The organism is Endozoicomonas sp. G2_1, assembly GCF_017744155.1.
Classification (GTDB): Bacteria; Pseudomonadota; Gammaproteobacteria; order Enterobacterales; family Alteromonadaceae; genus JAGHQT01.
On sequence record NZ_JAGHQT010000019.1, the window covers coordinates 20,305 to 43,559 of the forward strand.

Here is a 23,255-nt window from a genome sequence, read left to right on the forward strand (position 1 = left end):
AATCATGAAAAATTTATTAAAAGTATCTGTGATTGCTGCAATAGTGTCAGCATCATTGGCCGGTTGTAACCAAGAACAACAAGCCTCAACAAACAGTGCGGCAAACACGCAAGCCACTAAAACACTAACGTCAAAAGACGCGGAAAAATTTCTCGCTGACGTAGAGAAGGAAAGCGTCGCATTAAATCTAGAAGGTGCTCGCGCCGCATGGATTTACGCTAACTTCATTACAGAAGATACCGCTGCTCTCGCCGCCGCTGCAGATCAAAAATCGACAGAAGCTGGCGTGCGTTTTGCCATGGAAGCAGCAAAGTTCGACAGTGTAGATGTAACCGCAGACCAACGCCGCAAACTTAACATCCTAAAGCAGAGCTTAGTGATGCCAGCACCGCAAGACTCTGAAAAGTCAGCTGAACTTGCAAAAATTGGCGCCGACTTAGGTAGCATGTACGGCAAAGGAACTTATACCACTGAAGCGGGTGATAAGCTCAGCCTTGGCGATATGACTGCTAAAATGGCAACTTCGCGCAACTACGATGAATTACTAGAACTATGGCAAGGCTGGCGCACTGTTAGCCCAGAAATGAAACCTTTATACGAGCGTCAGGTCGAGCTTGGCAATGAAGGTGCTCAAGGTTTAGGTTACACTGATTTAGGTGCTATGTGGCGCTCTAATTACGATATGACACCAGACGAATTCGCAACAGAGTTAGATCGTCTATGGGGCCAAGTTAAACCACTATATGACGATTTACACTGTTATGTACGCGCCGAACTAGGCGAACAATACGGCAATGACAAAGTACCACAAGATCAACCTATTCCTGCACACTTGTTGGGTAATATGTGGGCACAAACTTGGGGTAACATTTACGATGTTGTTGCACCAGAAAACGCTGACCCTGGTTACGATGTCACTAAACAACTCGCTGCCCATAACTACAGCGAAATTGACATGGTAAAAGGTGCTGAGAAGTTTTTCACTTCACTGGGCTTTGATCCGCTACCTGAAACATTCTGGACCCGTTCACTGTTTACTAAACCTGCTGACCGCGACGTTATTTGTCACGCTTCTGCATGGGATTTAGATGCGAAAGACGATATTCGCATCAAAATGTGTATTCAAAAAACAGGGGAAGAATTCTCAGTTATTCATCACGAGTTAGGCCACAACTTCTACCAACGCGCCTACAAAAACCAACCGGTTTACTACCAAAACAGTGCTAACGATGGTTTCCACGAAGCAATTGGCGACACCATTGCACTGTCAGTTACGCCTAAGTACCTAAAAGAAATTGGCTTAATTGATACGATTCCTGATGAGTCAAAAGACATCGGCTTATTAATGAAGATGGCACTGGATAAAGTTGCCTTCATTCCATTTGGCCTATTAGTTGACCAATGGCGTTGGAAAGTGTTTTCAGGTGAAGTTACACCAGAAAACTACAACCAAGAATGGTGGAAACTACGCGAGAAATACCAAGGTGTTAGCGCACCAGTTGACCGCCCTGCTGATGCCTTTGATCCAGGCGCCAAGTATCACGTGCCTGGTGGCGTGCCTTACTCGCGTTATTTCTTAGCACACATTCAACAGTTTGAATTTCACCGTGCACTCTGTGAAATTTCGGGTAACACAGACCCTATCCACCGTTGTTCAATTTACAACAACAAGGATGCGGGCAAAGCGTTGAATACCATGCTTGAAATGGGCTCTAGCCAACCTTGGCAACAAGCGTACAAGGTATTAACTGGCAATGAGCAAATGGACGCTTCAGCTATCTTAGACTACTTTGCACCTTTACACGTTTGGTTAAAAGAGCAAAACAAAGGCCGTCAGTGTGGTTTTTAATAGCTAAGTAACCAATAAAAAATGGCCTAGTGTAAACGCTAGGCCATTTTTGTTTATAAGCGAGAAAAATAAATAAAAAACAACTAAAAGTAAGGATGAAAATTAATCAACTGAGCCACCGTCTGAGCTTGCACCTAGGCCTGATTCTCCTGCGTGAAATTCTGAGCCTGAATCACTCAACGAATCAAAAAAATCATTTATTCGTTTAGCTTTGAGAACACCTGCCATATCAGAGTCTACCGATATTTCTTCATCGGTACGGTCATCTATGTCTTCCGACAAAAGGAGCGCTCTAATATCTTTTCCAAGAAGCTTTACTACTTTATTGAACCTATCAGGATAACGCTCTCGGTCGATATTTTTAAAGACATCAACGAGCTCTTCGTAGGAATAACTATCGTAGTCAGGTTCATATGACATTATAAAGTCCTTTTCGTACCGTTAAAGGGAACACTGCGCCTTAATTGCCGAACGCATTGATTTTAGAAGCAATACCGACATTAACAGTGCGAACAAGTTAATTGTTATAGAAACAGTGTCAATTGACCAAGAGATATGCAAACTAAAACCAAGCAACAATGAAAAAGCCCATTCTGATGTCTCAAAGCCAACTATTTGAGCAATATAGAGCCACAAAACGTATTTGATGAATTTTAAATTACCTGTATATATTTTATATGCGGCAAATAAGTTAAACGCAATAGCCACAGGGATAAGTAACATAAATACTAAATTTATGCCTGATGTTTCCGAGAAGTGTTCAAAAAGCCCAATAGTTACAACTAGACTTAATATTGCAGCCACAATCAGTGCAATTGCGGCAGCTTTTATATACTTATTTCTGTCCATAAAAAGACGTTTCCTTCTAAAAACGCGCCTCCACATTAAAAGGGTATAAATACTTGGGTATGTAACGAAATGGAACCGAACCAAGCTTTTTGGCGGCACCGCTTTAACAGTTTGTTATAATGATTTATTGCATACAAACTCGCTTTTACTAAACTCAGAAAATTCAATGAACTTCTTAATAGACTCAATGCTATAAAATTCATTTTTCTCGATTTCACAATCGATGCATGAATAAGAAATATCTATACGTGCATCATGGTCTTGCGTAAAACCATTGTGGAAGCCAACCCAAAGGTATGGTTTATCGCCAAGTTCAGAGTAAGGAACTCTACTGATAAATGCACCTTCTCCATTAACAAGATAATCAATAGTGACACTAGATGCTTGCCAACGTTTGTCTATTACCTTGGGATAATTCAAAACCACCATTTGATTATCTTTTGACGATACATAAAACCCATGACAAGCGGCAACTTGTGGAGTGACAATATTTACGCGGTCTGGCATTGTCGCCAGAGCAGAAAAAGAAAAGGTTAGAAAAATAACTAATACTAATTTCATACACTGCCCTCGCGAATCATAACAACGCCCATTAAACGCTTGTTAGCGAGTACCTAGCTAATGAGAGACCTTTTACCAAAGTTTTAATAACTGTTTCTCGTCTTTAAGATGTAGGGCTTGTTCAAATAATTTTTCAATTTTTTCAGAGGGAATGCCCGAAATATCACCATGAAACTCTATACAATGCTTCCAGCCAATCTTTTGGCTTTGACAAGTTCTAAAATACATTGCGCCATCACTCCAGATAGATAACCTTATTTGGATTGGCGGGGTATTAGATACTCACAATCAATATTTAAACGCTCATATCCCTGATCGTACTCATTGGTACAAGTTAACTTACAACCACGATGCTTTAAAGTTTTGCTTCGCTTATTAAACGCAGAAATAACTCCATTTAATAAATTGCTTTCAATATTCACCAAAACCTCTTGGTATTGTTAACGCCCTGTTATAGGGCTGATAAATGCTTGGCTATACTTATGGATCGAAGCGAAACCAAGCCAAAAACTTTAGCAATCCCGCCTTAAACAGCTTGTTATATACGAACTACGACAGTCTTACCAATATAGTCGTGAAGAGCTCTGCGCTTATCATTAAACAGCATGGTTACAAATTCAGATATTCCCCACAGCATAGCTAAAATGCCAAAGCCAAGTACTGCATAAGATAACCCCTCAGAGATCGTACCTGACAATTCTATTGAAATTGCTATTACTAGGATGATTAAGACCCAAGAAATATTTAAAGCTAAATTAACTGACTCTCTACGCAGTGCTTGTTTAACGGTTATCTCAGTCTCCGTGTCATGGTTTAGGACTTTAACATCCATAATCATTTTTCCAATAGTTTGACCAAAATAACCATGCATAAATATGGCATATATTGCTAATTGAACACCGTTTAAAGCTTGAAGCAATTTATCTTGAGTACTGTATTCGACACCAAAGATTAAGCATTCAACATATAAAATAATAGCGAATATAATTCCATCGATTGTAGCAGCCCAAAAGCGAGGCCAAAATGTTGAGTATTTACTTATTTCTTTCTGCTTCTCTATCTCTTCTTTTATGTCTGGGTCTTTCATTTTACTTGAAATAGCTAAGTCTATTTCTTTTGCTCTTTCTGGGTACTGCTCTTTGTCAATATGATTACGAACATCTAAAAGCTCTTCTAGTGTGCAGTTATTATAGTTGGGACTAGAATCCATGTGCTTGGCTCTCTTTTAGTACATAACGCCCCAATAAGGGGCTGATAAATGCTTGGCTATACTTATAGAGCGAAGCGGAACCGAGCCAAGCTTTAGCCGTTCCACTTTTATTGGCTTGTTAGGTGTGCGTCAATTCGGCATCCACGCATTATCCATTTGGCGACGTCTTAGTCCTTTTTCTATTTTTTCTCTTTCGGCTTTGGTTTTGCCAACAGACTTATAAGCAGTGCTTTCAATTAAATTTGGTAATTTTCTAATCTTTTCCCAGTATTCAATTCGAACATCTTCATCGACGTTTACAGTACTCGAAAATAGCGAGTCATTGCCATCTTTCCGTGGCGAAGAAACCCAAAAGTCTTCAAATGAACTTTCATCAAAATAATTAGCTTTCAAAGGCATTCCTTTGTTCTTTTGAAATACCCTATTTTTATAATACAGATTGCTTCCTGATTTAGAAAACTTGACCAAGCCAATGCGACCTTCACCACGCAAACCATCGGTCTTTAATTCGATGTACATAATTTTTGATTGCACGATACTCTCCTGTACACCTAACAGTTTACTATGTAGACATCTCAGTAATACTCGCCTACGACTATCTCATTAAACTACCATAAACCTCATTTAATTCAATTTGTTACCAAATAGATGTAAGTACTTATTTTCCTTTATCTGGATATTATTAACACTTCATACTAATGCCTTTTTTAATTACTATGTTTTATCCAATAATTTCATATTGTTAGTGAAAAATGAGAGCATCTTGACGTTTTACAGAGAATTATCAGTAATACCTTGGTCTATGCCCGTTTCTTGTTCTTAGGCGTACTTCTCAAAAGTGCCAATAGCAGAAGATGAAATAGTTAAGGTGCCCATTCAAAAATGGACACCTTGTAAACTATATAAGCGAAGATATATTAAAAATTCTATTAAGGTAACTGACAAATTTCTTCGTCTTTTTTATGATAATAATCAGCAGTTAAACCAAGTAGTTGTGGCACTGTGGCCGAAATAGCTGTTGATGAAAACGTACCGACTAAAATTCCCGAAAACAATGCAATAGCAAAGCCAGATAATGACTCCCCTGCAAAAAACCATATCGCCAAAATAGTGGCAAGCGTTGTGCCAGAGGTTATCAAGGTGCGAACGATTGTTGATTTAATTGCGAGATTAATAATTGCCTCTATCTTGTCTTCCTTATTTCTTTTCATAATTTCACGAACTTTGTCACCAACAATAATTGAATCATTTAACGAGTAACCAATAATGGCGAGTAAACTTGCGAGAATGGTTAAATCAAATGAAAGTTCAAACCATGAAAATATGCCAAGCACGATAATAACATCATGAAAAAGTGCAAGAACTGAGCCCGCGGCCAAACGCCATTCAAACCTAAAGGACAAATAGAATAAAATGACAATTACCGAGGTCAATAATGCCAACCCTCCTTGATCAATCAACTCATCGCCAACTTGGCTACCAATGTATATTGCATCTTGAGGCATAATGGTTAGTCCACTATGCTCTGAAAATTCAGTTAGCCATGTTTTTCCTTTCAGGCTTCTATCATTATCAACCTGTTGCACACTCCAATACGTACCGTTTTCAGCTGAAGACAACTGAAATGTATCTGGCAAAAATGACGTTAATAAACCTTCCATTTTGTTCTGAGTTATCGATTGCTGAGTTGTAAACTCGGTAAGGTATCCACCAGTAAAATCCAAGCCAAGATTTAGCCCTTTAAAAAATAGGCTGAATAAAGCAAGTAATGTGAATATTGATGCAAAGTAAAAGCTGGCAAGACGGAATTTACTTAGAGCTTCAGTTTGTTTTAATAACAACGCGTTCATAGTTTCACTCCAAGTAGTTGAGATTTGTTTTCACGGATAGTTAGGTTAGTTAGCGCTTTGGAGACAAATACTCCAGTAAACATACTGGTTAAAATTCCTAAACATAGGGTGAGAGCGAAGCCTCTGACTGCACCATAGCCGATAGAGTATAAAATGATACCAGTGATCATCGTGGTGATATTGGCATCCAAAATTGTTGAAAACGCACTTTTGTAACCATTTTCAATTGCAGAAAGAACATGTCGACCACGTTTTAATTCTTCTTTAATTCTTTCAAATATAAGTACGTTGGTATCAACTGCCATACCTACGGTTAGCACCAAACCAGCAATTCCAGGAAGTGTTAAAACGGCACCAGGTAGGAGTGACATCAAACCAAGTAAACTCACTAAATTTGAGGCTAGCGCTACATTTGCGATAACACCTAAAGCTCGATACCAAAACGCCATGAAAAATAATGTGATCGAGATTCCAACAGTTAACGCTTTAATGCCGTTATCTATATTGTCAGTACCAAGCGTTGCTTCGATACTTCGCTGTTGAACAATTGTCACTGGGGCAGTTAACGAACCAGCCCGAAGCAATAAAGCAAGATCTTGTGCCGCCTGAGGGCTAGACATATTGGTAATACTAAACTGCGAACCTAAATGCTGCTGAATTGTGGCAACATTAATGACTTTGCTCTTTTTCACGGTTTCATTATTGGCATTGCGATAAAACTCAGAGAAGACTGTTACCATGGGTTTGCCAATATTTTTCTTTGAAAATGCAGACATTTTCTTACCACCAACGCTATCTAGCGTTAAGTTGACCAAAGGCATGCCCATTTCATCTTGACCAGAGCGAGCATTTTTAATGCTGTCCCCTGAGAACACCACTTTGCTATTCATCTTCAATATTCGCCCGTTCTCATCAGTCATTTTTATGATACCTGCTGAATGCGAGTTCTCGGCCAATTGATAAAAATCTAGTGAAGCCGTAGCGCCAATAATCCTTCTGGCATCTTCAGGGTTATGAACACCAGGTAATTCGATGCGAATTCTATTTTTTCCTTGTTTTTGGGTAACGGCTTCGGTAATACCTAATTCTTCTATGCGCCCCCTTATCGTTTTTAGGGTTTGTTTCATAGTTTCTTGTCGGAATTTAACTTGCTCTTGTGCGGAGTACGCTAAAGTAATTTGATTTTCACCTAGCTTTTTTTGCGTTAACTCTGGGTAGCTTCGCTTGATTTTTGTCGACAAATCTTTGTAAGCATTTTGTTGAGAGGAAGGATAACTAATCACGATTGAATAATTGTTTTCCTGTTTAACTTTAGTTAGACGAATGCGTTTTTCTCTAGCCAACGCCTTTATTTCAGAAGCGATACCTTTGGTCCTATCGGACAATGCTCTTTCGGTATCGACATCAAGTACAAATAACACACCGCCACTGAGATCCAAACCTAACTTAATCGGTTTTCCATTCAAAGATTTTAACCACCTAGGCGCATCACTTACCATTGAGCTACTAAATGAGAAGTATTCTCCATATTCTCGTTTCAGTAGATTTTCGACCGAATGTTGGTCTGTTTTATTTTTTAAAATAATAGTGGTGCCAGCTGAGGATGATTTTACTTCATCCGCAACGAGGTTGTGATTAGCTAACAGATGATTGATCTGTTGAGGAAATATTTGTTCGTTTTGGCTGCTGTTGTTTTCGAGGTGAATAATCACCTTGTCTGAGTATAAGTTGGGTAATGCGCTAATAAGCATAAATAACAATATGATAGCGATAATTACATGTCGCCATTTAGCATGTCTTGCATACGCAGTTGTACGTGAGTTCATCATAAAATCTCTAAATAAAAAACCACAATAATTGCGTTAGCCCTATGGCTATAAAGCAAATACTGTGAGTAACCGACAAATTAATATAGGTATTGAAAAAGGATAAATAGTTGATTTGTACAGTGCAGAAAATAAGAACTTACAATTTTACTGAACTGTTAGCTGATGAATTAACTTTGATAAGTGATGCGAGATGAATATAAAAAATTCCCGTCTTTCCAGCCAGAAAGTCGAGATGAGTTAGTATTGTGACTTAATTGTTCAAACCATTGAGGAGTTAAAGGAGGATTGGTTAGATTTTTGAACACCCCAGCATTCAATTTAACTTTAAAAAACTCTATCACTAACACGTAATTGGGTGTTGTTTGTATTTCAGCGGCAAACAACGAAGGACTCACTCTATTTAATCTTGGCAGATTAAATAAATCTTTCGGTTCATCGTTATCAAAATTTGAAACATTTAGCTGTACGGCTTGAGCAAAAGAGACGTGTTTGAAAGAGTCTTTGTCATAAACCTCAAAGCTCGGCAAGGCGTTAGCCGCTTGAGCTAATACCAATAAAAATAACATGAGAGTTAGTTTACGCCACATGAAAATAAAGACTCCTTGAAGTTATTAAATCATATATGGATTTTTATCGAGAATTCAATAGCTTTATTGTGTTCAGTGAATATTGAGTTGTCTAATGACATATTTAAGCGTTGAGCTAAAAGAAAGCCACGATGTTGCTAACCTTTACCTTCGCCTTCTACATCACGCTGATAGCCGCCAGTAAGACTATTAGTCAACACTGCGGCTCGAATGAGATTTACTTCCGCCGTAGTGAATGGCAAAACGCTATAGTTTGATGTTTAGTAAAAAAACGTAACTAAACACACCATTTAAACAGCGATGTATCTATGTCTCTAGTGCTTTATTCAAAAGCTCTTCCTCTGACCAATTTAAACGTTCAAATACGGCAAGCCAATTTGAATCAAATGACGCTTCAATTGTCACGTTTTGCTTGGTAACTGGGTGTTCAAAGTTCAATTTTTGAGCGTGTAACATTAAACGCTGCAAGCCAAAATGTTCGGCGAAAAACGGGTTTTGTTTGTTGTCACCGTAGTTAATATCGCCAATAATTGGGTGACGTAAATGGGCTAAATGTCGCCTAATTTGGTGGCGCCGGCCAGTTTTGGGTTCTACTTTTACCAGTGAATAACGCACGCTAGGGTACTTGCCAACAGCAATTGGCAGTGATGCTTGAGCCAGGGTTTGATAAGAGCTCAGCGCTGCTTTTTCTTCTTGCTGCTGGTTGGCGAACTTATCGCCAATTTTGTCGAGTTTTTCTTTTAATGGATGGTTTATCTCGCCAGCGCCATTTAAAAAGCCTCGGCACAAAGCATAATAAGTTTTCGTGATTTTACGTTCACTAAATAGTGTATTCATCGCTCTGGCAACCTCTTCTGTTAACGCGAACAGTAAGACGCCAGATGTTGGCCTGTCTAAACGGTGAACCGGGTAAACATATTGCCCGACTTGGTCTCGCACCAATTGCAAGGCAAAGTACTTTTCGTGACGGTCGAGATAACTGCGATGAACAAATAAGCCCGATGGCTTGTCTACCGCCACCAAATATTCGTCTTCATATAAAATCTTAAGCACAGGTTTGTCGTCAAACTCGCACTCGGTTGAAGGCTTACCAGCAGTATCGTTAACAAGTGATGTCATCTTAATTGGCTTTGGCTATTGGCTGGTGAATTAGACGTCACGCGATATAGCGTTTGCTGACGCTGACCGCTGAGTAATTCGTCGATATCGGCAATCACATTAATCATATCGGCAGCGTCGCTACCAAGCGCTTTAAAGGCTTCCTCAGCCATCGGGCAAAGGGCAATATTTTCAGGCAACGGATGATTTGCGCCAATCATTATTTGCATTCGCTCGATAAAAATAAATTGTAGCCACTGTTCAAAGCGCAAAGTATCAAGACAAAAAGGTTGTTGGCTAGCCAATGCCGCTTGCGACGGTTTATCGAGCTGCCACAAATCGAGCTTTTTCAGCTGGTGGGTTAAATTGAGCAGCTGTTGTGATAGAATTTCAACCTTTGTCGGCACACAAATCTCCTGTGTAATACCAATTCATATAAATAAATCCGTATTAATAATTGGTTTTTATCGAGTATTATCTGAGTAAGTATATCTTAATCAGCGTTAAGACAGTAGATTTATAGCTTTGTAGAATAAGCATTAGCACGCAACCATTAGAGTTTTTATGGACACCATTGATACCATCTCAGAATTATTAGCCATTTCTCATTGCCAGTATCGCGTATTCGATATTGGCCGCAAAATTGACAAAATTACCAAGACTGATTTTGAGAAAATCGAACACAATCAAATTCCTTACCCTACGCCATCTCAGGGCCACGCCTTTTTAGCCATCGCCTTTTGGCAAAAACAATCAAGCCAACCTTATTTGTGGTTTGTCAAACTGCCGTTAGACGAGCGTGGTTTACTCAATCAAGGCGCGAGAAACCACTTTATTGCCATTATCGTAGAAGCGCTGGGATCAGATTTATCGGTTGATCCAACCGAACAACAAGAAGAGTTACTCAAAGCTAACCCATACCACTTTACGCCGGCCCAATACAAACTGGCCAGTTTAAACAGCCAGTTAAAAATTGAGTTAAAACAGAATTTAAGTGCCCATTATGAGCATTGCCAGCATTACCTTTCAGGCGCGCTTGGCTGGGATCAATGGCACAGTGTTGCCATTCAAGGCATTAGTGACTTTGCCTGCTGCATCGGCGACCACGACAATCAAAGTGCTTTTATTGCAGCGTTACCAAATTTACCACTAGAGGTATTGCAACCGCTTACCAGTGCGCTTGAGAATCAAACACTTTCAGTTGATGCTATTAACGCGATACTCGCTTATTACCCAAAGGCTGACAGTGTTATTAAACAATTTTTGTTGAGAAGCCTAGCCTCTAGTTGTCAGCATCCTTATGTCATAAGCTTTATTGAGCAAGCATTAGTTGCCCAAAGCTTTAATGCCGAACAAGCTATTTGCTTAGCTGGTCGTTGTTGGCAAGTATTTGATAATAGTCAATTGCTCATGCTATTTTTGGAGCAAGTCGTCGCTATCGACGAACAAGGGTTGTTTGCCGCAATTTTTAAAGACTTAGTTGCAGTGCCGAGTATTAGGCCATTGCTGTTCCAATGTATGCGTGAGCCTAATCGCAGCCAAGCGTTAGCAAAAGAAATTGGCGCGCTATTTCAGGCCAATAGTTAGTAAAAAAGCCTTACAAGCATTAAATTGGGCGGTGCTTGGTGCTCGCCCTTAACCATTATAATCAACAATAAATTACAAGATCAGGTGCTATGCTTTCCGATATTTATATTCTCCTCGCCGTTGCCTTAGTCTTTTGGTATTTCATTTATTTACGCAAAATTGCCGAAATGGGCAAAAAGCATGCAGCTGGTTACTGTAAACAGAACAATTTGCAACTACTAGCAATTGCAAGGCGAAGCAGCAGATTGCGTTTCAACCAAAAAAACGGCCTGCACTGGTCGAGTATTTTTGATTTTGAGTTTAGTGGTGATGGTGAATCACACTATCAAGGCGTGCTCACCTTAAAAGGGTTGAAACTTGAAGACGTCGTGTTACCCGCGTACCGCGTTTAAATAGGTAAATACCAAGGCTATGATGTCGTTTATTCATTCTCTGTTTTGTCGCCATGGCGCAGATAATCGTCAGCGCTATTTTCTGATTAATCTCGCAGCTGCGTTTGCCTTTGCTTTAACCGCGCTAGTGTTCAAGCAATACCCAGCGATTCAAATACTTTTTCTAGCTGTTTTGGCAAGTGTGCTTACTTTTTCAGGTCTGCGCAGGCTGCGCGATGCCAGCAAAAACAATTACTGGTTGTTATCTTCCGTCTTGTTGTTTGTGCTCGTTGGTTTGTTAATCATCGTCAGTGACAGTTTATCCAGTGTTTGGTTATTAATCGCACCTTTGCTTTCTTCAACGATTTTACTGACATATCCAAGTACTCATACCGCAAGTAGTGCCGCTGCAAACTATATTTTGGGCTATAGTGGCCCTGTTGACCTGACCAACTTTCAAAAGCCAGGTGTGCAGTCTCGACGCCGCGTTGAACCGGTTATCGAGGGCGAACAGCTCAACAACCCGGCTCACTCTATCAACCATGAATCAACGGTCGTTGAAACCGGGTTGGTGTCACCAAGGCAAGACAATGACTTGGGTACCAAATGCCGAACACTGCTCGATTCAGGTCTGCGCCAATTAGAAAATAAATTAAGTATATCTCGCCCGCTTTTGTTAGGTGCACTATTGGCAACTGTGGCAATATTATTAACGATTATTGGCTTATCGACCAGCTCTTGGCTTTCTCATAATGATAGTCAATCAAGTGATTCAACTTCACCTAATCAAAGCGCATCAATCGACAATGACCAAGATCAACAAATTGACCAACTGCTATCCTTTGGTCAGATGGATTTCCAACACCAAGTCACCCTACCCGACAACTTTGACCTTGCAAGTAATCAGTATCAAGGCTTAGCACTGCTCTGGCAAGGTGATAATAGCGACCAACAACAGCTCTGGCATATCGCTACCGCCTCTGGTGATAAAAGCTGTCAAGAAATCGCCTTTAACAACAAAAAGCGCTTTCGTACCGTCAGTGTTTCTGTCGACCAATATGGCGACTATACAGCGTTGTTTTCGCCAATCGATCGTTCAACACTGGTAAAAGCACTTGCTAAGGCTGGAAGTTTTGAATTATGTGGTTATCGCTTTTCGTTGAAAGGTAGCCAAGCGACGCTGGGTAAACACAACTACTATCAACAATTTTTAAATTGATATCAGTAAGAAAGAAGCAACAAAGCCATAAGTAAATAATGGTTTTGGCATAGATACTGCTAAATAACCTGCGACGAAGGTTTTTTCGTCAAAACGTCAATAAACTGATGATGTAGGTTATTTATGCAAACGCTTAATATTTTTGATAAAAAAATTGCTGAATATAGCTATTTAGGGCCCGTAAGCCAGCAACATATAGAAGACGACCACGCCAAACGTGGCTTAGCGCTATTGGAACAGCTGCAAACAACCCTTGATATCAATAAATTATTAAACATCTTTGCCATGGAAGCGGCAAAATATGTCGACTTTGCCGGCTTGTACTTTCAAGCTAACGACCTAAAATTTGCCATTCGCGGCAGTAAATCGGCAAAAGCCGAGCGCAGATTCGAGTTAAAAGTACACAACCAATTTATTGGTAATATTACTTATGCGATTAACAGCCCGATTAGTTTAAGCAACTACAAAATCATCGAAGAATTACATCAATACCTCGTGCACCCGTTGCACAATGCCTTGCAATATCAGCAAGCGTTGCAGCTGGCAATGGAAGACGCATTAACAGGCTTGGGCAATCGTCGATATTTTGACGAGCAGTTATCGAGAGCAATGAAACATGCCGACCGTCAGCAAACGCAAGTGGGCTTAATTTTGGCTGATCTAAATAAGTTTAAGCCAATTAACGATGTTCACGGTCACGATATTGGCGACCGGGTACTAAAACATTTTGCTGATGCGTTAAAACTGAGTGTTCGCGATTCAGACAGTGTTTTTAGATTTGGTGGAGACGAATTTGCTATTTTGGTTGAATGCGCAAGTGGTCAAGCCCTCAACCAAATTGAACACCGCATCAAACACGCGCTTAGCCAAGATGCCTTGTTAACCAAGTATAAAGTTAGCTGTAGTCTAGGCAAAACGTTCATGGACCGTGCCGATACAGAGAAAAGTTTTTTCAAACGTGCCGATAATGCACTTTATCGAAACAAGATGGGCAATACCACTCCCCTATCAATCGTTTCTTTGTAACGATAACTTCACTCAATTAGCTGATGTTTTATTGACTTTGCTCAATAAAGCATCGCTTTATCGTGATAGTCTAGCGATATATATATCGAAAAAAGGACTATGACGATGACAAATCACGGTATTTCAATAGGTATTTCCCGCTTAGACAGCGAATTCATTTTAACCCTAACCCTTGCTGGCACGCTTAACCACCAAGATTTTCAGTGTATGCCGTCAATGCTACGCAGCGCACTGGCAGAAGTTGCCAGCCAAACAGTCAAAGCTTTTATCAATACAGAGCACCTTCAGGGTTTAGAGTCTCAATCGAGCTGGTTTGACTTTTCACTGACTGAACACAATACCGAGTTTAGTCAAATGGCAGTTTTGACCAATGATAGTAATTTAGCGGTAAGTCAACAGGTCAGCCATTGGCTTAACAGCAGTGATATTGCCTATTTTACCGATCACGAAAGTGCACTTAATTGGCTAAAATAACTAGCCTGTGCTCTGGCCTTTTTGATAAAGCGCACAACTGGCACCGGCGGGATCTTGAATCACAACAAATTTATCCGCACCCATCGCTTTAACCTCAGTTAAGCATTTGCCGCCGTTTTGTCTGGTTTGCTCTACCGCGGCATCAAGATCTTCAACTAAAAAGTAAGGTAGCCAAACCGCTGGTAAATCTTGGTTTGGCCCTTTTGCGTGACATATGCCGGCAACTGCATCATCCGTCTCCGATGGCATCATAGCAAAATCACTATACTCGCCCATGTCGACTTGATGCTCGCGCCAGCCGATAACCTGCTGGTAGAAATTTTTGATTTCAACCGCATTGTTCACCGTAAGGTCAATCCATGCCAGTTGTCCCGACTCATTTTTAGCGTCAGTCATTAGTTAGCCCTCTATAGTTAATGATATTAGTCACTTTGCAATTTTGGATTTTTCGGATAGTAGCGCTCAGGCAGACTACTTATGTGTTCGAAAAATCGGGTATCCTTATAAGGTAGCTTCATAAAGCCGGAAATACCTAATCCGTTAATCAGCGGCAACAAGCTAAGTAATTCCGCTAAACAATCGGTAAATTCTTGCGCTTTTTCATGATTTAATAACATTAAATAACTGTGAATTTTCAAATGGGTTGGCAATACTTCAAAAATAATACAGCCGGTGTGGTGAATAAGGTTGAGGCGAGCTAGTACCGCCATCACTTCGTCGGGCAAATACAAGTATTCGTCAGGATCTTTCCCGTCTTCAAAATATGAATGCAGGCGAGTTACGTCGTCGACGTCTGGCGTATCGCTAATATCAAACGGAATTGCGTCATGGGGTCTAGCGCTAAAGGGCTGTTCAGCATTATCGCGATAAACATGAAGCGTGTTACGAGCGTTAAACAAACAACTTTTGAAAACGCCAACCCGATGAATACCTCTAGCCAAGCTAATCATATTGTTAACAGCACTGGCGAACGAGCGTCGATAGTTATGATCGAACAAGGTTAAGTTGGAATCAATATAGACGCCCTCTTTCTCCCAGCGAATGGCTAAGCCGCCAACCACAGGGAAATTGCCCAATCGACTCAATGCCGCAACAAAGGCTTTTTCGTTGTCGCCCATGCCCATTAAAAAGTTTTTGTAGTACTTCTCAAGCTGGGCATCGTCAATACCGCGAAGTTCATCATAATCCGAACGTTCTCGCAAAAATGACTTACGAGAGCCGTAAACAACGGTGTCTATCTCGTCATCAGTATCGCGCACCCAAACAGGGATAACCGCATCAATTGCCTGATATTGATGGTTTGCAGCCAGTACGGTATTGCGTAGTAACGGCAAGTGATTAAAAAAATAATCGCCAGCACGCTGACGTGTTTTAACATCATCGCTTAGCATACCGTCGAGAATATCCGCCAACATCTTGGGTAAACCTAGCGCTTTAGCGGGAATAATTTTGTGACCATAACGACAAGACTGGCCTGATGCCAGTGCATAAAGCGTCGCTGCCAAACCTTGTTCATCAAAGCGCGGCGATGACAAACCGCCATTGAGTTGCTCTGGCCCAATGAAATAAACATCGCCAAGCCTTGCGTTGGTGTGCTGTAGATCACTGCTCATTAAGTCCATCACATTATTGGCGGTCGATTGTCCATCAATATCGAGTTGTGCATTAACCGCCGAGCCCCAATCAATCAAATGTACCTGCCTACCGCCTTGCTCGTAAACCAAGTTAGACGGCTTGATATCACCGTGAACATAGGGCTTGTTTTTAAGGTGTTGATTAGCGTCGCGCAGATACAGCAAAATATCAGCCAGTTGCAGAGCGAGTTCAACAATTAACTCAGGCGCTAGCGGGCCTTTTTGCAGAGAAAGCTGCTCTAAGTCGGTACCTGGCGCTCGAGTCATTTGCAAAATAGCTTGACGCTTAATTCGGTGAAACTCAATCACCTTGGGAATTTGAGCGTGGTTGAGCTGACTTTGCAGTTCTGCTTCTTCGGCTAGCCTATCTTGAACGTGTTGAGGTAAATTAATCCGTGAAAACTTAAAGACCAGTGCTCTATTACTGTTATCGGTAGCGGCAAAAACAAAGCCGTAAGCACCTTTGCCAATCAAACTAATATCGCGATAACCGAGCTGTTTTAATTGCTGCTGACAAAGTGTTACCCATTGCTTTAACTTAGCCGCATCTTGGTGGCTAAGTAGATAAATAGATTGCTCTTCAGCAATATAAAAGTGCTTGAGCTGTTGCTCATGAGACTGAGCACTGGTTGAATGGGTTGGAAGCAAATTTAGCTCGCTCAGTGACCAATTATTGATACGAATTCATATTACGATACCACCAAAACCTTGTGTGTAGTAGCCCATATCTGATCTTAAAGTGTCTATGAATAAGATTGGGCTTCACCTGACAGACGGCTATGAGCGAGGAGCGGAAGTTTATGTTTGGGCTACTAGAAAATAGTTGTTTCGTAATTAGGTGCTCATTGATACTAATCAGAACATGGTTGTATAGTAGTCACTAAACAAATAAGAGTTTTAGAAGTTCATGGAAGATAGAAACTTAATTCGTCTAAATTTTTGGGCTAACAAAGTTGCACTTATGGCCGGAGCTTTGTGGTTTCTGTCATTATTTTTCAACGCATTGATTCTGTACAATGATGATTCCAGCTTAGGTTTTGAAATACTATTGACTGGCTGGTTAGGTCCGTTAGTAGGTAACTTCGCTTGGTTTGGTAATCTTTTTTTTGTTTATGCTTTTCTTAAGCAAACTATTGGAAGCAAAGCTGCTTCAATACCTTCCGTCATTGCATTGGTACTATCATTAGATGTAATACGCTTTCATGAAGTTATGCTAAGTGAAGCACCTACTTATTCTCCTGTTTATGGTTATGGAATAGGATTCATATTGTGGTTTGCTTCTATTTGGTTACTTTACCTCTCAGTAGGCTTACGCCAAATGGGGGCCATAGATAAGAAAAATAAGAATGCAGGTAAAGGTAATTGTCTGATTGCTGCCTTTGGCTTAACACTGTTTTTTATATTTATATTATCAAAAGCAGTAACAGATAGAATTTATGGTAATAAACCAGAAAACAAGATGTTGGCAAAGCACAATATCGTATTTAAACGCGGTACTATTTGTAGCGATGAAATTCAAATACCAAATTATAAAATCAATTTGACTGGCCCGTTAGAGCTTATTGGTGATGTTGACGAGTATCCATTTGACATTGAGTACATTTTAAGTTGGGGAGTTCCAAAGGTCAGGTTTGGCGATTATGATTACTTTTTTACAGGGCCAAAAGGCTCTTATACAATAACCGCACAGAGAAAAACAGGGAAAGCGTCTGGTAATTTATTTATTACAGAAAATAAAGGCACTGTTCATTTAGAACTCATCGACAATAGCAATAACAGCCAAATATTTGAACAGAAATGGTCTCCAGAAATCAATTATTACAAGTGCCCTAGATATAAGCCAAAACAACTATTAATAGACTCAGTTAATAGTGATTTATCTCCTATACATTCAAATTTAATTAATAATTACAATGTAAACACCCATAAAGCACAGGTTGTGTCTATTAAAGAAGAGATATTTGAAGAAAGTATGCTATCGAATGTCAATATCTGCTCTTCAATGAAAGGCACTGCTTTTATTGAATATGAAAACTCCAACAGAGAAATAGGTTTCGTTGGTTATAAACAGTCCAAAGAAGAGTTTGGTAAAGCCAAACCTAGCTCTACCAAACCTTTTAGGGCTTTTGACCGCTATTACTTTCTAAGACATGGTAGTAGTCATATGTCAGGTACTTTATGTCAGGATGGTTCTATTTATCTATATAACCTTAATAATAAAGCTGACAACTTATCTATTTCACTCCAAAAAAGAAATGGTGAAACATTTTTTCGAAATTGGAGAGTTTATTTTAAAGTAAGTGATATAGGTAATGAAATTTCAGTCAGGAACGTATCAATATCCATCTTGGAAGATAATGGGAGTAATATTGAATTAAGGTTAGTAGACAAAGAGCTTAAAAAGTCATATCGAGTAAAAGTTGACCTCTCAAATAAACAAGGAGGTTAGGTAAAAATGTTTACTTTGAAAATATTCAAGTAACATATGGTAGCGTTCATATATTAGAAACTCCTAATAGACCGCTAATGGCACAAATGAGACTGTCAGTTTAGATTAAGTCCTGCTAATTGGGTCTGACAGTTCAAGTTAAGGCTTATTCAATTAACAACTAAGTCCTTGAACCGAAAGCTTTGCCATACACAAGTAAATCTAGCTGTTGTTGTCACACTCGTTGTGACAGTTTAATGACAAATAACCACTGTCATATTTGAGTCATAAAACCAAACTAACCTAGCGGCGTATTAACTTACTTATGCCTCCCTAGGTACTTTAGTCGGTTCTATCATGAGATTGGCTTTCAGTTTATTCATGGTTCTATTTAAGTCGACATTTCCCGTAGCCCTTCAATTGAAGGGCATTTTTTTATCCGATTAATAGGGAAAAGTCGGCCCTAGCTCATATGCATCAGCATATTACTTGGGTTTTCAAGCAAGGATTTCCATAAATTATTAAAGCGCGCAATCGTGCCACCATCGATAATTCGATGATCGCCCGACCAGCTTACCTGCATGATACTACGCGCTTCAACGTTGCCGTTTTGGTCAAACCTTGGTAATTGCTGAACTTTACCCAAAGCAACAATCGATAATTCAGGCTTGTTGATTATTGGCGTTGCAACTGTGCCACCAATGGCACCTATGTTTGAAATAGAGATAGTGCCTCCTTTCAAATCTTCGCTGGCAACACGGCCACTACGTGCACTTTCAGTCAATCGCATCACTTCTTTGGCAACATCGATCACCGACAAGTTTTGTACTGACTTGATATTGGGAACCAGCAAGCCGACCTTAGAGTCAACCGCCATACCGATATTGTGATCATCAAAATAAGTTAACTCGCTGCAGTCGTCATTGACCTGAGCATTAATAATTGGGAACTCTTTTAATGCCAGTGACATCGCTTTAACAAAAAATGGCATCATGGTTAACTTGATACCTTGCTCAGCATAGCTCGCTTTAAGCTCCTGACGTAGCGTGATAAGTTTGGTTAAATCAATTTCCTCGCAATAAGTAAAATGTGGGATTGTTGAGACCGATGCAACCATAGCTTTCGCCATTGCTGCTTTTACCCCTCTAATTGCTTCAGTTCGTGTATTCCCTTGAGCTTTTACCGCAAGTTCTGTCGAACCTACAGTGCTTGGGCTAGCACCAATTTTAGAGCTGGTCTGTTCTACACAGCTACCTATTTGACTAAAGGCAATAACATCATCTTTGTAAATGCGACCTTTTTTACCACTGCCCGGCACTTGGTGAATATCAATATTTAACTCACGCGCCACCCTGCGCACAGCTGGACTGGCAATTGCTTTGCGATTAAGTGTTTTTTGCCCTTGCATTTTTTCTTGTGGTAAAACACTTTTTTGAGGTATCGAAGTAACTTTGCTTGGTGTTTGAGTTATGTTACTTGCCACACTGGTCACCGACTTTTCTGTACTGACCACTTGAGTTGTAGTGTTTGTAGCAGCGTCACGAGCAATAGCAAACAAAGGTGAATGCACCTTAGCAATATCGCCTTTATTGTAATAAAGTTTAACTACTTTTCCTGCGTGCATGGCTGGGATTTGCACTAGCGCTTTGTCGGTCATCACATCAGCGATGGGTTGATCTTCCTCAATTACATCACCTTCAGCAACTAGCCATTCAACCAATTCACACTCAACGATCCCTTCACCAATATCAGGTAAAATGAAATCTTCAACGAGCTGGTCGCTCGCATCACTTGCGCTGATTGGCGCAGCTGAAGACGTCTCTTGCTCTGATATTGTTACCGTTTCTTCGTCTATTTGCTGCTCAAATTGTTCCTCATGGACTTGAGTTTGTGAATTTGAGCTTTCACTGATGCCGTCATCATCTACCATCATTGAGAACAACGGCTGATGTACTTTCGCAATATCACCTTGCTGATAATACAATTTCTCGACAACGCCGTTGTGCATTGCCGGAATTTGTACTAGCGCTTTATCAGTCATTACGTCAGCAACTGGCTGATCTTCTTCAATACGCTCGCCTTCTTTAACTAGCCATTCAACCAGTTCACATTCAACAATACCTTCGCCAATATCAGGCAAAATAAAATCTGTTACAGCTGTCATTTTGCCTCCTAAAACTCAATGCTTTGCTTAATGGCCTGATAAACTTTTAAGTGATCTGGCGCATATTCTTTTTCTAGCGCCAGTGGGTACGGCGTATCTAAACCGCAAATTCGTGCAATTGGCGACTCCAAATGCAAGAAGCACTCTTGTTGAATTGTTGCGGCAATTTCTCCGGCAAAGCCAGAGGTTAACGGCGCTTCATGGCTGATAAGTAATCGGCCGGTTTTCACTACCGACTGAGCGACTGTTTCAATATCCCACGGCAAAATAGTGCGTAAGTCAATAATCTCACAAGAAATACCGTCGTTTGCTGCCATACTCGCCGCCTTTTCGATGATCTCCATTTGAGCGCCCCATGCCAGCAAAGTAATATCGCTACCGGTCTGAACCACTTCGGCTTTGCCCAACGGCAGTTGATAATCTTCTTCAGGCACTTCACCACTTGATGCGCGGTATAGTCGCTTAGGTTCAAAGAAAATAACGGGGTTGTCGTCTCGAATAGAGGCCAGTAACAAGCCCTTAGCTTGGTATGGATTGCGCGGTACCACCAGTTTTAATCCAGGAGTATGACTGAAGTATGCCTCTGGCGATTGACTGTGGTACAAACCACCGGCAATACCACCGCCGTATGGCGTTCTAATGGTCAGCTTGCCAACATCAAACTCATTACCACTGCGATAGCGGAATTTAGCACTTTCGTTAACAATTTGGTCGAATGCTGGAAAGATATAATCAGCAAACTGAATTTCGGCAATAGGCGTACTGCCCTGCGCAGCTAAGCCATTGGCAAAACCAATAATGCCCTGCTCAGTAAGCGGTGTATTGAAACAACGGTCTTTGCCAAACTTTTCTTGTAAGCCACTGGTTGCGCGAAAAACACCACCAAAATGGCCAACATCTTCACCAAAACACAAGGCAGAATCATTTTCAGCCATCGCAATATCAAGCGCGTTGTTAATTGCTTGTAGTAGGTTCATCTTGGCCATTATTTAATTCTCCCTGCCGTTACTGGGTAAGCGTCTGGGTACTGCTTAATATGTTGCTTGAGTTCTGTTAGTTGTTTTTCTAAATGCGCTGGCACTTGGTCATAGACATCTGTCACTAAATCTTCAACCGGCGGTTTATCAATTTTTTCAGCGACCTTAACCGCTGCTAGAATTTGTTCGCGCAATTGCTCGAATAATGCTTTATCTTGTTGTTCGTCCCACCAATCTTGCTTCACTAAGTAGTGTTTCATCCGTAAAATTGGATCGTGCGCTTGCCATTTGGCCTCTTCTTCTTTGGTGCGGTAGCCCGACGGATCATCTGACGTTGAGTGCGCCCCTAAGCGATAAGACATGGCTTCAATGATCACAGGCTTTTGCTTCTCAAGAGCGTATTCACGTGCTAACTGAACTGCTTTCATAACCGCTAATATGTCGTTGCCATCAATGCGAATTGTTTTAATACCGTAGCCAACACCACGTGATGCGATACCATTGCCAACGTATTGTTCGTCGGCAGGTGTTGAAATCGCATAGCCATTGTTTCGACAAAAGAAGATTACCGGAGCATTGTGAACCGCGGCCATATTTAAACCGGCGTGGAAGTCCCCTTCAGATGCGGCACCTTCGCCAAAATAACAGATAGTAACGGCGTCTTTACCCTGCAATTTCTGGCCATAGGCATAACCGGTCGCTTGTGGTATTTGCGTGCCCAGTGGCGAAGAAATAGTCATGTAGTTTAATTCGTTTGAACCGTAATGAATCGGCATTTGACGGCCTTTACCAAGGTCGTGCTCGTTACTAAAGAGCTGATTCATAATGTTCTCAAGACTGAAACCGCGATAAATCAAAGCACCTTGTTCGCGGTACTGAGCCATGATCATGTCTTGTGGTTCAAGCGCCGCTGCCCCACCAACAGTGGTCGCTTCCTCCCCTAGCGCCGCCATGTAGAAACTAATGCGGCCTTGCCGTTGCGCCGCCACCATACGCTCATCGAGTACACGATGAAAAGCAAGTGCGCGATACGCTTTTAACGCTGAAGTTTGGTCAATGTTTGGCAAATCAGCGTTGGGGTAAACACTACCATCCTGTTGTAAGATTTTAAGCATTGGAATTTCAACACTGTGACCATCGATAAATGTCGCTTGATGCACGACAGGTCCAGTTGGGTAAAGTTCGGTGTTCATAGCACTCTCTTAATTATTTTGTCGCGACTTGGCTTGATATTAGTTAGCTTGATATTAGCTCAAGCGAAGTTGCGACAAGGCATATTGACGAAAATTAACGCGTAGAATTTTCACTCGTTGGCGACAAAATCCGATATCAATATGCTGCCCATTGTCATTATTTAATTTGTAGTTTTTTATACTTTTGAATTTACCTTTACGTAAACTGAAGTTCAAGAAACGGGCTTGTAGAGTGATGTAGCTTAGTATGGCAAGGTGAACAGTTAAGTTTACAGGTTATAAATAACCAAGTTAAATCAATAGGCTATAAACAAAAAAGAGTAAGACAGCTGAGCTATCTTACTCCTTC

At 40.7% G+C, this 23,255-nt stretch carries 22 protein-coding genes; 7 read left to right on the forward strand and 15 right to left on the reverse strand.

From position 1 onward, the window contains the following. Window positions 1-4: 4 nt before the first annotated feature. Window positions 5-1,849 carry a M2 family metallopeptidase gene (locus J7384_RS16310; RefSeq protein ID WP_209115600.1) on the forward strand — a complete coding sequence of 615 codons (1,845 nt, stop codon included), beginning with the start codon at window positions 5-7 and terminating at the stop codon, window positions 1,847-1,849. Between the two features lie 102 nt (window positions 1,850-1,951). On the opposite strand, the gene J7384_RS16315 is transcribed toward J7384_RS16310, so the two are convergent. From J7384_RS16315 to J7384_RS16360, 10 genes are all read right to left on the reverse strand, one after another. Further along, entirely contained in the window at window positions 1,952-2,269 is a 318-nt protein-coding gene (locus J7384_RS16315; RefSeq protein ID WP_209115601.1) for a hypothetical protein, read from the reverse strand. Window positions 2,270-2,290: 21 nt separating this feature from the next. Next, a complete protein-coding gene (locus J7384_RS16320) occupies window positions 2,291-2,698 on the reverse strand; it encodes a hypothetical protein (protein WP_209115602.1) in 408 nt (135 codons plus the stop codon). A 114-nt stretch (window positions 2,699-2,812) separates the two neighbouring features. Continuing rightward, complete coding sequence (locus tag J7384_RS16325; protein WP_209115603.1) at window positions 2,813-3,259, reverse strand: hypothetical protein; 447 nt, start codon at window positions 3,257-3,259, stop codon at window positions 2,813-2,815. 538 nt (window positions 3,260-3,797) lie between these two features. Further along, a complete protein-coding gene (locus J7384_RS16330; RefSeq protein ID WP_209115604.1) occupies window positions 3,798-4,469 on the reverse strand; it encodes an RDD family protein in 672 nt (223 codons plus the stop codon). Between the two features lie 129 nt (window positions 4,470-4,598). Next, window positions 4,599-5,003 carry a 1-deoxy-D-xylulose-5-phosphate synthase gene (locus J7384_RS16335; protein WP_209115605.1) on the reverse strand — a complete coding sequence of 135 codons (405 nt, stop codon included), beginning with the start codon at window positions 5,001-5,003 and terminating at the stop codon, window positions 4,599-4,601. A 395-nt stretch (window positions 5,004-5,398) separates the two neighbouring features. After that, complete coding sequence (gene secF, locus J7384_RS16340) at window positions 5,399-6,319, reverse strand: protein translocase subunit SecF (RefSeq protein ID WP_209115606.1); 921 nt, start codon at window positions 6,317-6,319, stop codon at window positions 5,399-5,401. Further along, the gene (gene secD / locus J7384_RS16345) at window positions 6,316-8,148 is read right to left on the reverse strand and encodes a protein translocase subunit SecD (RefSeq protein ID WP_209115607.1); all 1,833 of its coding nucleotides are present in this window, start codon (window positions 8,146-8,148) and stop codon (window positions 6,316-6,318) included. The genes secF and secD overlap by 4 nt, the downstream gene beginning before the upstream one ends. A 167-nt stretch (window positions 8,149-8,315) precedes the next feature. Beyond that, window positions 8,316-8,714, reverse strand: a complete 399-nt coding sequence (locus J7384_RS16350) for a hypothetical protein (protein ID WP_209115608.1) — start codon at window positions 8,712-8,714, stop codon at window positions 8,316-8,318. Window positions 8,715-9,041: 327 nt separating this feature from the next. Then, entirely contained in the window at window positions 9,042-9,854 is an 813-nt protein-coding gene (truC, locus tag J7384_RS16355; protein ID WP_209115609.1) for a tRNA pseudouridine(65) synthase TruC, read from the reverse strand. Next, window positions 9,851-10,240, reverse strand: a complete 390-nt coding sequence (locus J7384_RS16360) for a YqcC family protein (RefSeq protein WP_209115610.1) — start codon at window positions 10,238-10,240, stop codon at window positions 9,851-9,853. The genes truC and J7384_RS16360 overlap by 4 nt, the downstream gene beginning before the upstream one ends. Window positions 10,241-10,397: 157 nt before the next feature. On the opposite strand from J7384_RS16360, the gene J7384_RS16365 reads away from it, so the two are divergent. From J7384_RS16365 to J7384_RS16385, 5 genes are all read left to right on the forward strand, one after another. Beyond that, complete coding sequence (locus J7384_RS16365) at window positions 10,398-11,420, forward strand: DUF3549 family protein (RefSeq protein WP_209115611.1); 1,023 nt, start codon at window positions 10,398-10,400, stop codon at window positions 11,418-11,420. Window positions 11,421-11,509: 89 nt separating this feature from the next. Continuing rightward, window positions 11,510-11,812, forward strand: coding sequence for a DUF3301 domain-containing protein (locus J7384_RS16370; protein WP_209115612.1), 303 nt, complete (start codon window positions 11,510-11,512; stop codon window positions 11,810-11,812). A 19-nt stretch (window positions 11,813-11,831) separates the two neighbouring features. Continuing rightward, complete coding sequence (locus J7384_RS16375) at window positions 11,832-13,010, forward strand: hypothetical protein (RefSeq protein ID WP_209115613.1); 1,179 nt, start codon at window positions 11,832-11,834, stop codon at window positions 13,008-13,010. A gap of 123 nt (window positions 13,011-13,133) precedes the next feature. Further along, window positions 13,134-14,036 (forward strand): GGDEF domain-containing protein, encoded by a 903-nt coding sequence (locus tag J7384_RS16380; RefSeq protein WP_209115614.1) that lies wholly within the window; start codon window positions 13,134-13,136, stop codon window positions 14,034-14,036. Window positions 14,037-14,141: 105 nt separating this feature from the next. After that, entirely contained in the window at window positions 14,142-14,510 is a 369-nt protein-coding gene (locus J7384_RS16385; RefSeq protein WP_209115615.1) for an STAS/SEC14 domain-containing protein, read from the forward strand. Here J7384_RS16385 and J7384_RS16390 read toward each other — a convergent pair whose 3' ends face one another. Then, the gene (locus J7384_RS16390; RefSeq protein ID WP_209115616.1) at window positions 14,511-14,906 is read right to left on the reverse strand and encodes a VOC family protein; all 396 of its coding nucleotides are present in this window, start codon (window positions 14,904-14,906) and stop codon (window positions 14,511-14,513) included. Between the two features lie 26 nt (window positions 14,907-14,932). After that, entirely contained in the window at window positions 14,933-16,792 is a 1,860-nt protein-coding gene (locus J7384_RS16395) for a protein kinase (protein WP_209115617.1), read from the reverse strand. Between the two features lie 259 nt (window positions 16,793-17,051). Between J7384_RS16395 and J7384_RS16400 the strand changes: the two genes are divergently transcribed. Next, complete coding sequence (locus J7384_RS16400; RefSeq protein WP_209115618.1) at window positions 17,052-18,593, forward strand: hypothetical protein; 1,542 nt, start codon at window positions 17,052-17,054, stop codon at window positions 18,591-18,593. Between the two features lie 442 nt (window positions 18,594-19,035). On the opposite strand, the gene J7384_RS16405 is transcribed toward J7384_RS16400, so the two are convergent. From J7384_RS16405 to J7384_RS16415, 3 genes are read right to left on the reverse strand one after another with little or no spacing between them, the layout of a single operon-like run. Continuing rightward, window positions 19,036-20,736: a dihydrolipoyllysine-residue acetyltransferase gene (locus J7384_RS16405; protein WP_209115619.1), complete on the reverse strand. Its 1,701-nt coding sequence runs from the start codon at window positions 20,734-20,736 to the stop codon at window positions 19,036-19,038. An 8-nt stretch (window positions 20,737-20,744) separates the two neighbouring features. Beyond that, on the reverse strand, window positions 20,745-21,722 hold the full coding sequence (locus tag J7384_RS16410; protein WP_209115620.1) for an alpha-ketoacid dehydrogenase subunit beta: 978 nt from the start codon (window positions 21,720-21,722) through the stop codon (window positions 20,745-20,747). Then, window positions 21,722-22,828, reverse strand: a complete 1,107-nt coding sequence (locus tag J7384_RS16415; protein ID WP_247741841.1) for a thiamine pyrophosphate-dependent dehydrogenase E1 component subunit alpha — start codon at window positions 22,826-22,828, stop codon at window positions 21,722-21,724. The genes J7384_RS16410 and J7384_RS16415 overlap by 1 nt, the downstream gene beginning before the upstream one ends. Window positions 22,829-23,255: the final 427 nt, after the last annotated feature.

What these genes read in the sequence shown, in the direction of transcription:
- J7384_RS16365 (WP_209115611.1), top strand. Translation starts at nt 10,398, where the DNA reads ATGGACACCATTGATACCATCTCAGAATTATTAGCCATTTCTCATTGC.
- J7384_RS16375 (WP_209115613.1), top strand. Translation starts at nt 11,832, where the DNA reads ATGATGTCGTTTATTCATTCTCTGTTTTGTCGCCATGGCGCAGATAAT.
- J7384_RS16350 (WP_209115608.1), bottom strand. Translation starts at nt 8,714, where the DNA reads ATGTTATTTTTATTGGTATTAGCTCAAGCGGCTAACGCCTTGCCGAGC.
- J7384_RS16405 (WP_209115619.1), bottom strand. Translation starts at nt 20,736, where the DNA reads ATGACAGCTGTAACAGATTTTATTTTGCCTGATATTGGCGAAGGTATT.
- J7384_RS16370 (WP_209115612.1), top strand. Translation starts at nt 11,510, where the DNA reads ATGCTTTCCGATATTTATATTCTCCTCGCCGTTGCCTTAGTCTTTTGG.
- J7384_RS16400 (WP_209115618.1), top strand. Translation starts at nt 17,052, where the DNA reads ATGGAAGATAGAAACTTAATTCGTCTAAATTTTTGGGCTAACAAAGTT.
- J7384_RS16325 (WP_209115603.1), bottom strand. Translation starts at nt 3,259, where the DNA reads ATGAAATTAGTATTAGTTATTTTTCTAACCTTTTCTTTTTCTGCTCTG.
- secD (WP_209115607.1), bottom strand. Translation starts at nt 8,148, where the DNA reads ATGATGAACTCACGTACAACTGCGTATGCAAGACATGCTAAATGGCGA.
- J7384_RS16315 (WP_209115601.1), bottom strand. Translation starts at nt 2,269, where the DNA reads ATGTCATATGAACCTGACTACGATAGTTATTCCTACGAAGAGCTCGTT.
- J7384_RS16385 (WP_209115615.1), top strand. Translation starts at nt 14,142, where the DNA reads ATGACAAATCACGGTATTTCAATAGGTATTTCCCGCTTAGACAGCGAA.
- J7384_RS16330 (WP_209115604.1), bottom strand. Translation starts at nt 4,469, where the DNA reads ATGGATTCTAGTCCCAACTATAATAACTGCACACTAGAAGAGCTTTTA.
- J7384_RS16320 (WP_209115602.1), bottom strand. Translation starts at nt 2,698, where the DNA reads ATGGACAGAAATAAGTATATAAAAGCTGCCGCAATTGCACTGATTGTG.
- J7384_RS16390 (WP_209115616.1), bottom strand. Translation starts at nt 14,906, where the DNA reads ATGACTGACGCTAAAAATGAGTCGGGACAACTGGCATGGATTGACCTT.
- secF (WP_209115606.1), bottom strand. Translation starts at nt 6,319, where the DNA reads ATGAACGCGTTGTTATTAAAACAAACTGAAGCTCTAAGTAAATTCCGT.
- J7384_RS16415 (WP_247741841.1), bottom strand. Translation starts at nt 22,828, where the DNA reads ATGCTTAAAATCTTACAACAGGATGGTAGTGTTTACCCCAACGCTGAT.
- truC (WP_209115609.1), bottom strand. Translation starts at nt 9,854, where the DNA reads ATGACATCACTTGTTAACGATACTGCTGGTAAGCCTTCAACCGAGTGC.
- J7384_RS16310 (WP_209115600.1), top strand. Translation starts at nt 5, where the DNA reads ATGAAAAATTTATTAAAAGTATCTGTGATTGCTGCAATAGTGTCAGCA.
- J7384_RS16380 (WP_209115614.1), top strand. Translation starts at nt 13,134, where the DNA reads ATGCAAACGCTTAATATTTTTGATAAAAAAATTGCTGAATATAGCTAT.
- J7384_RS16410 (WP_209115620.1), bottom strand. Translation starts at nt 21,722, where the DNA reads ATGGCCAAGATGAACCTACTACAAGCAATTAACAACGCGCTTGATATT.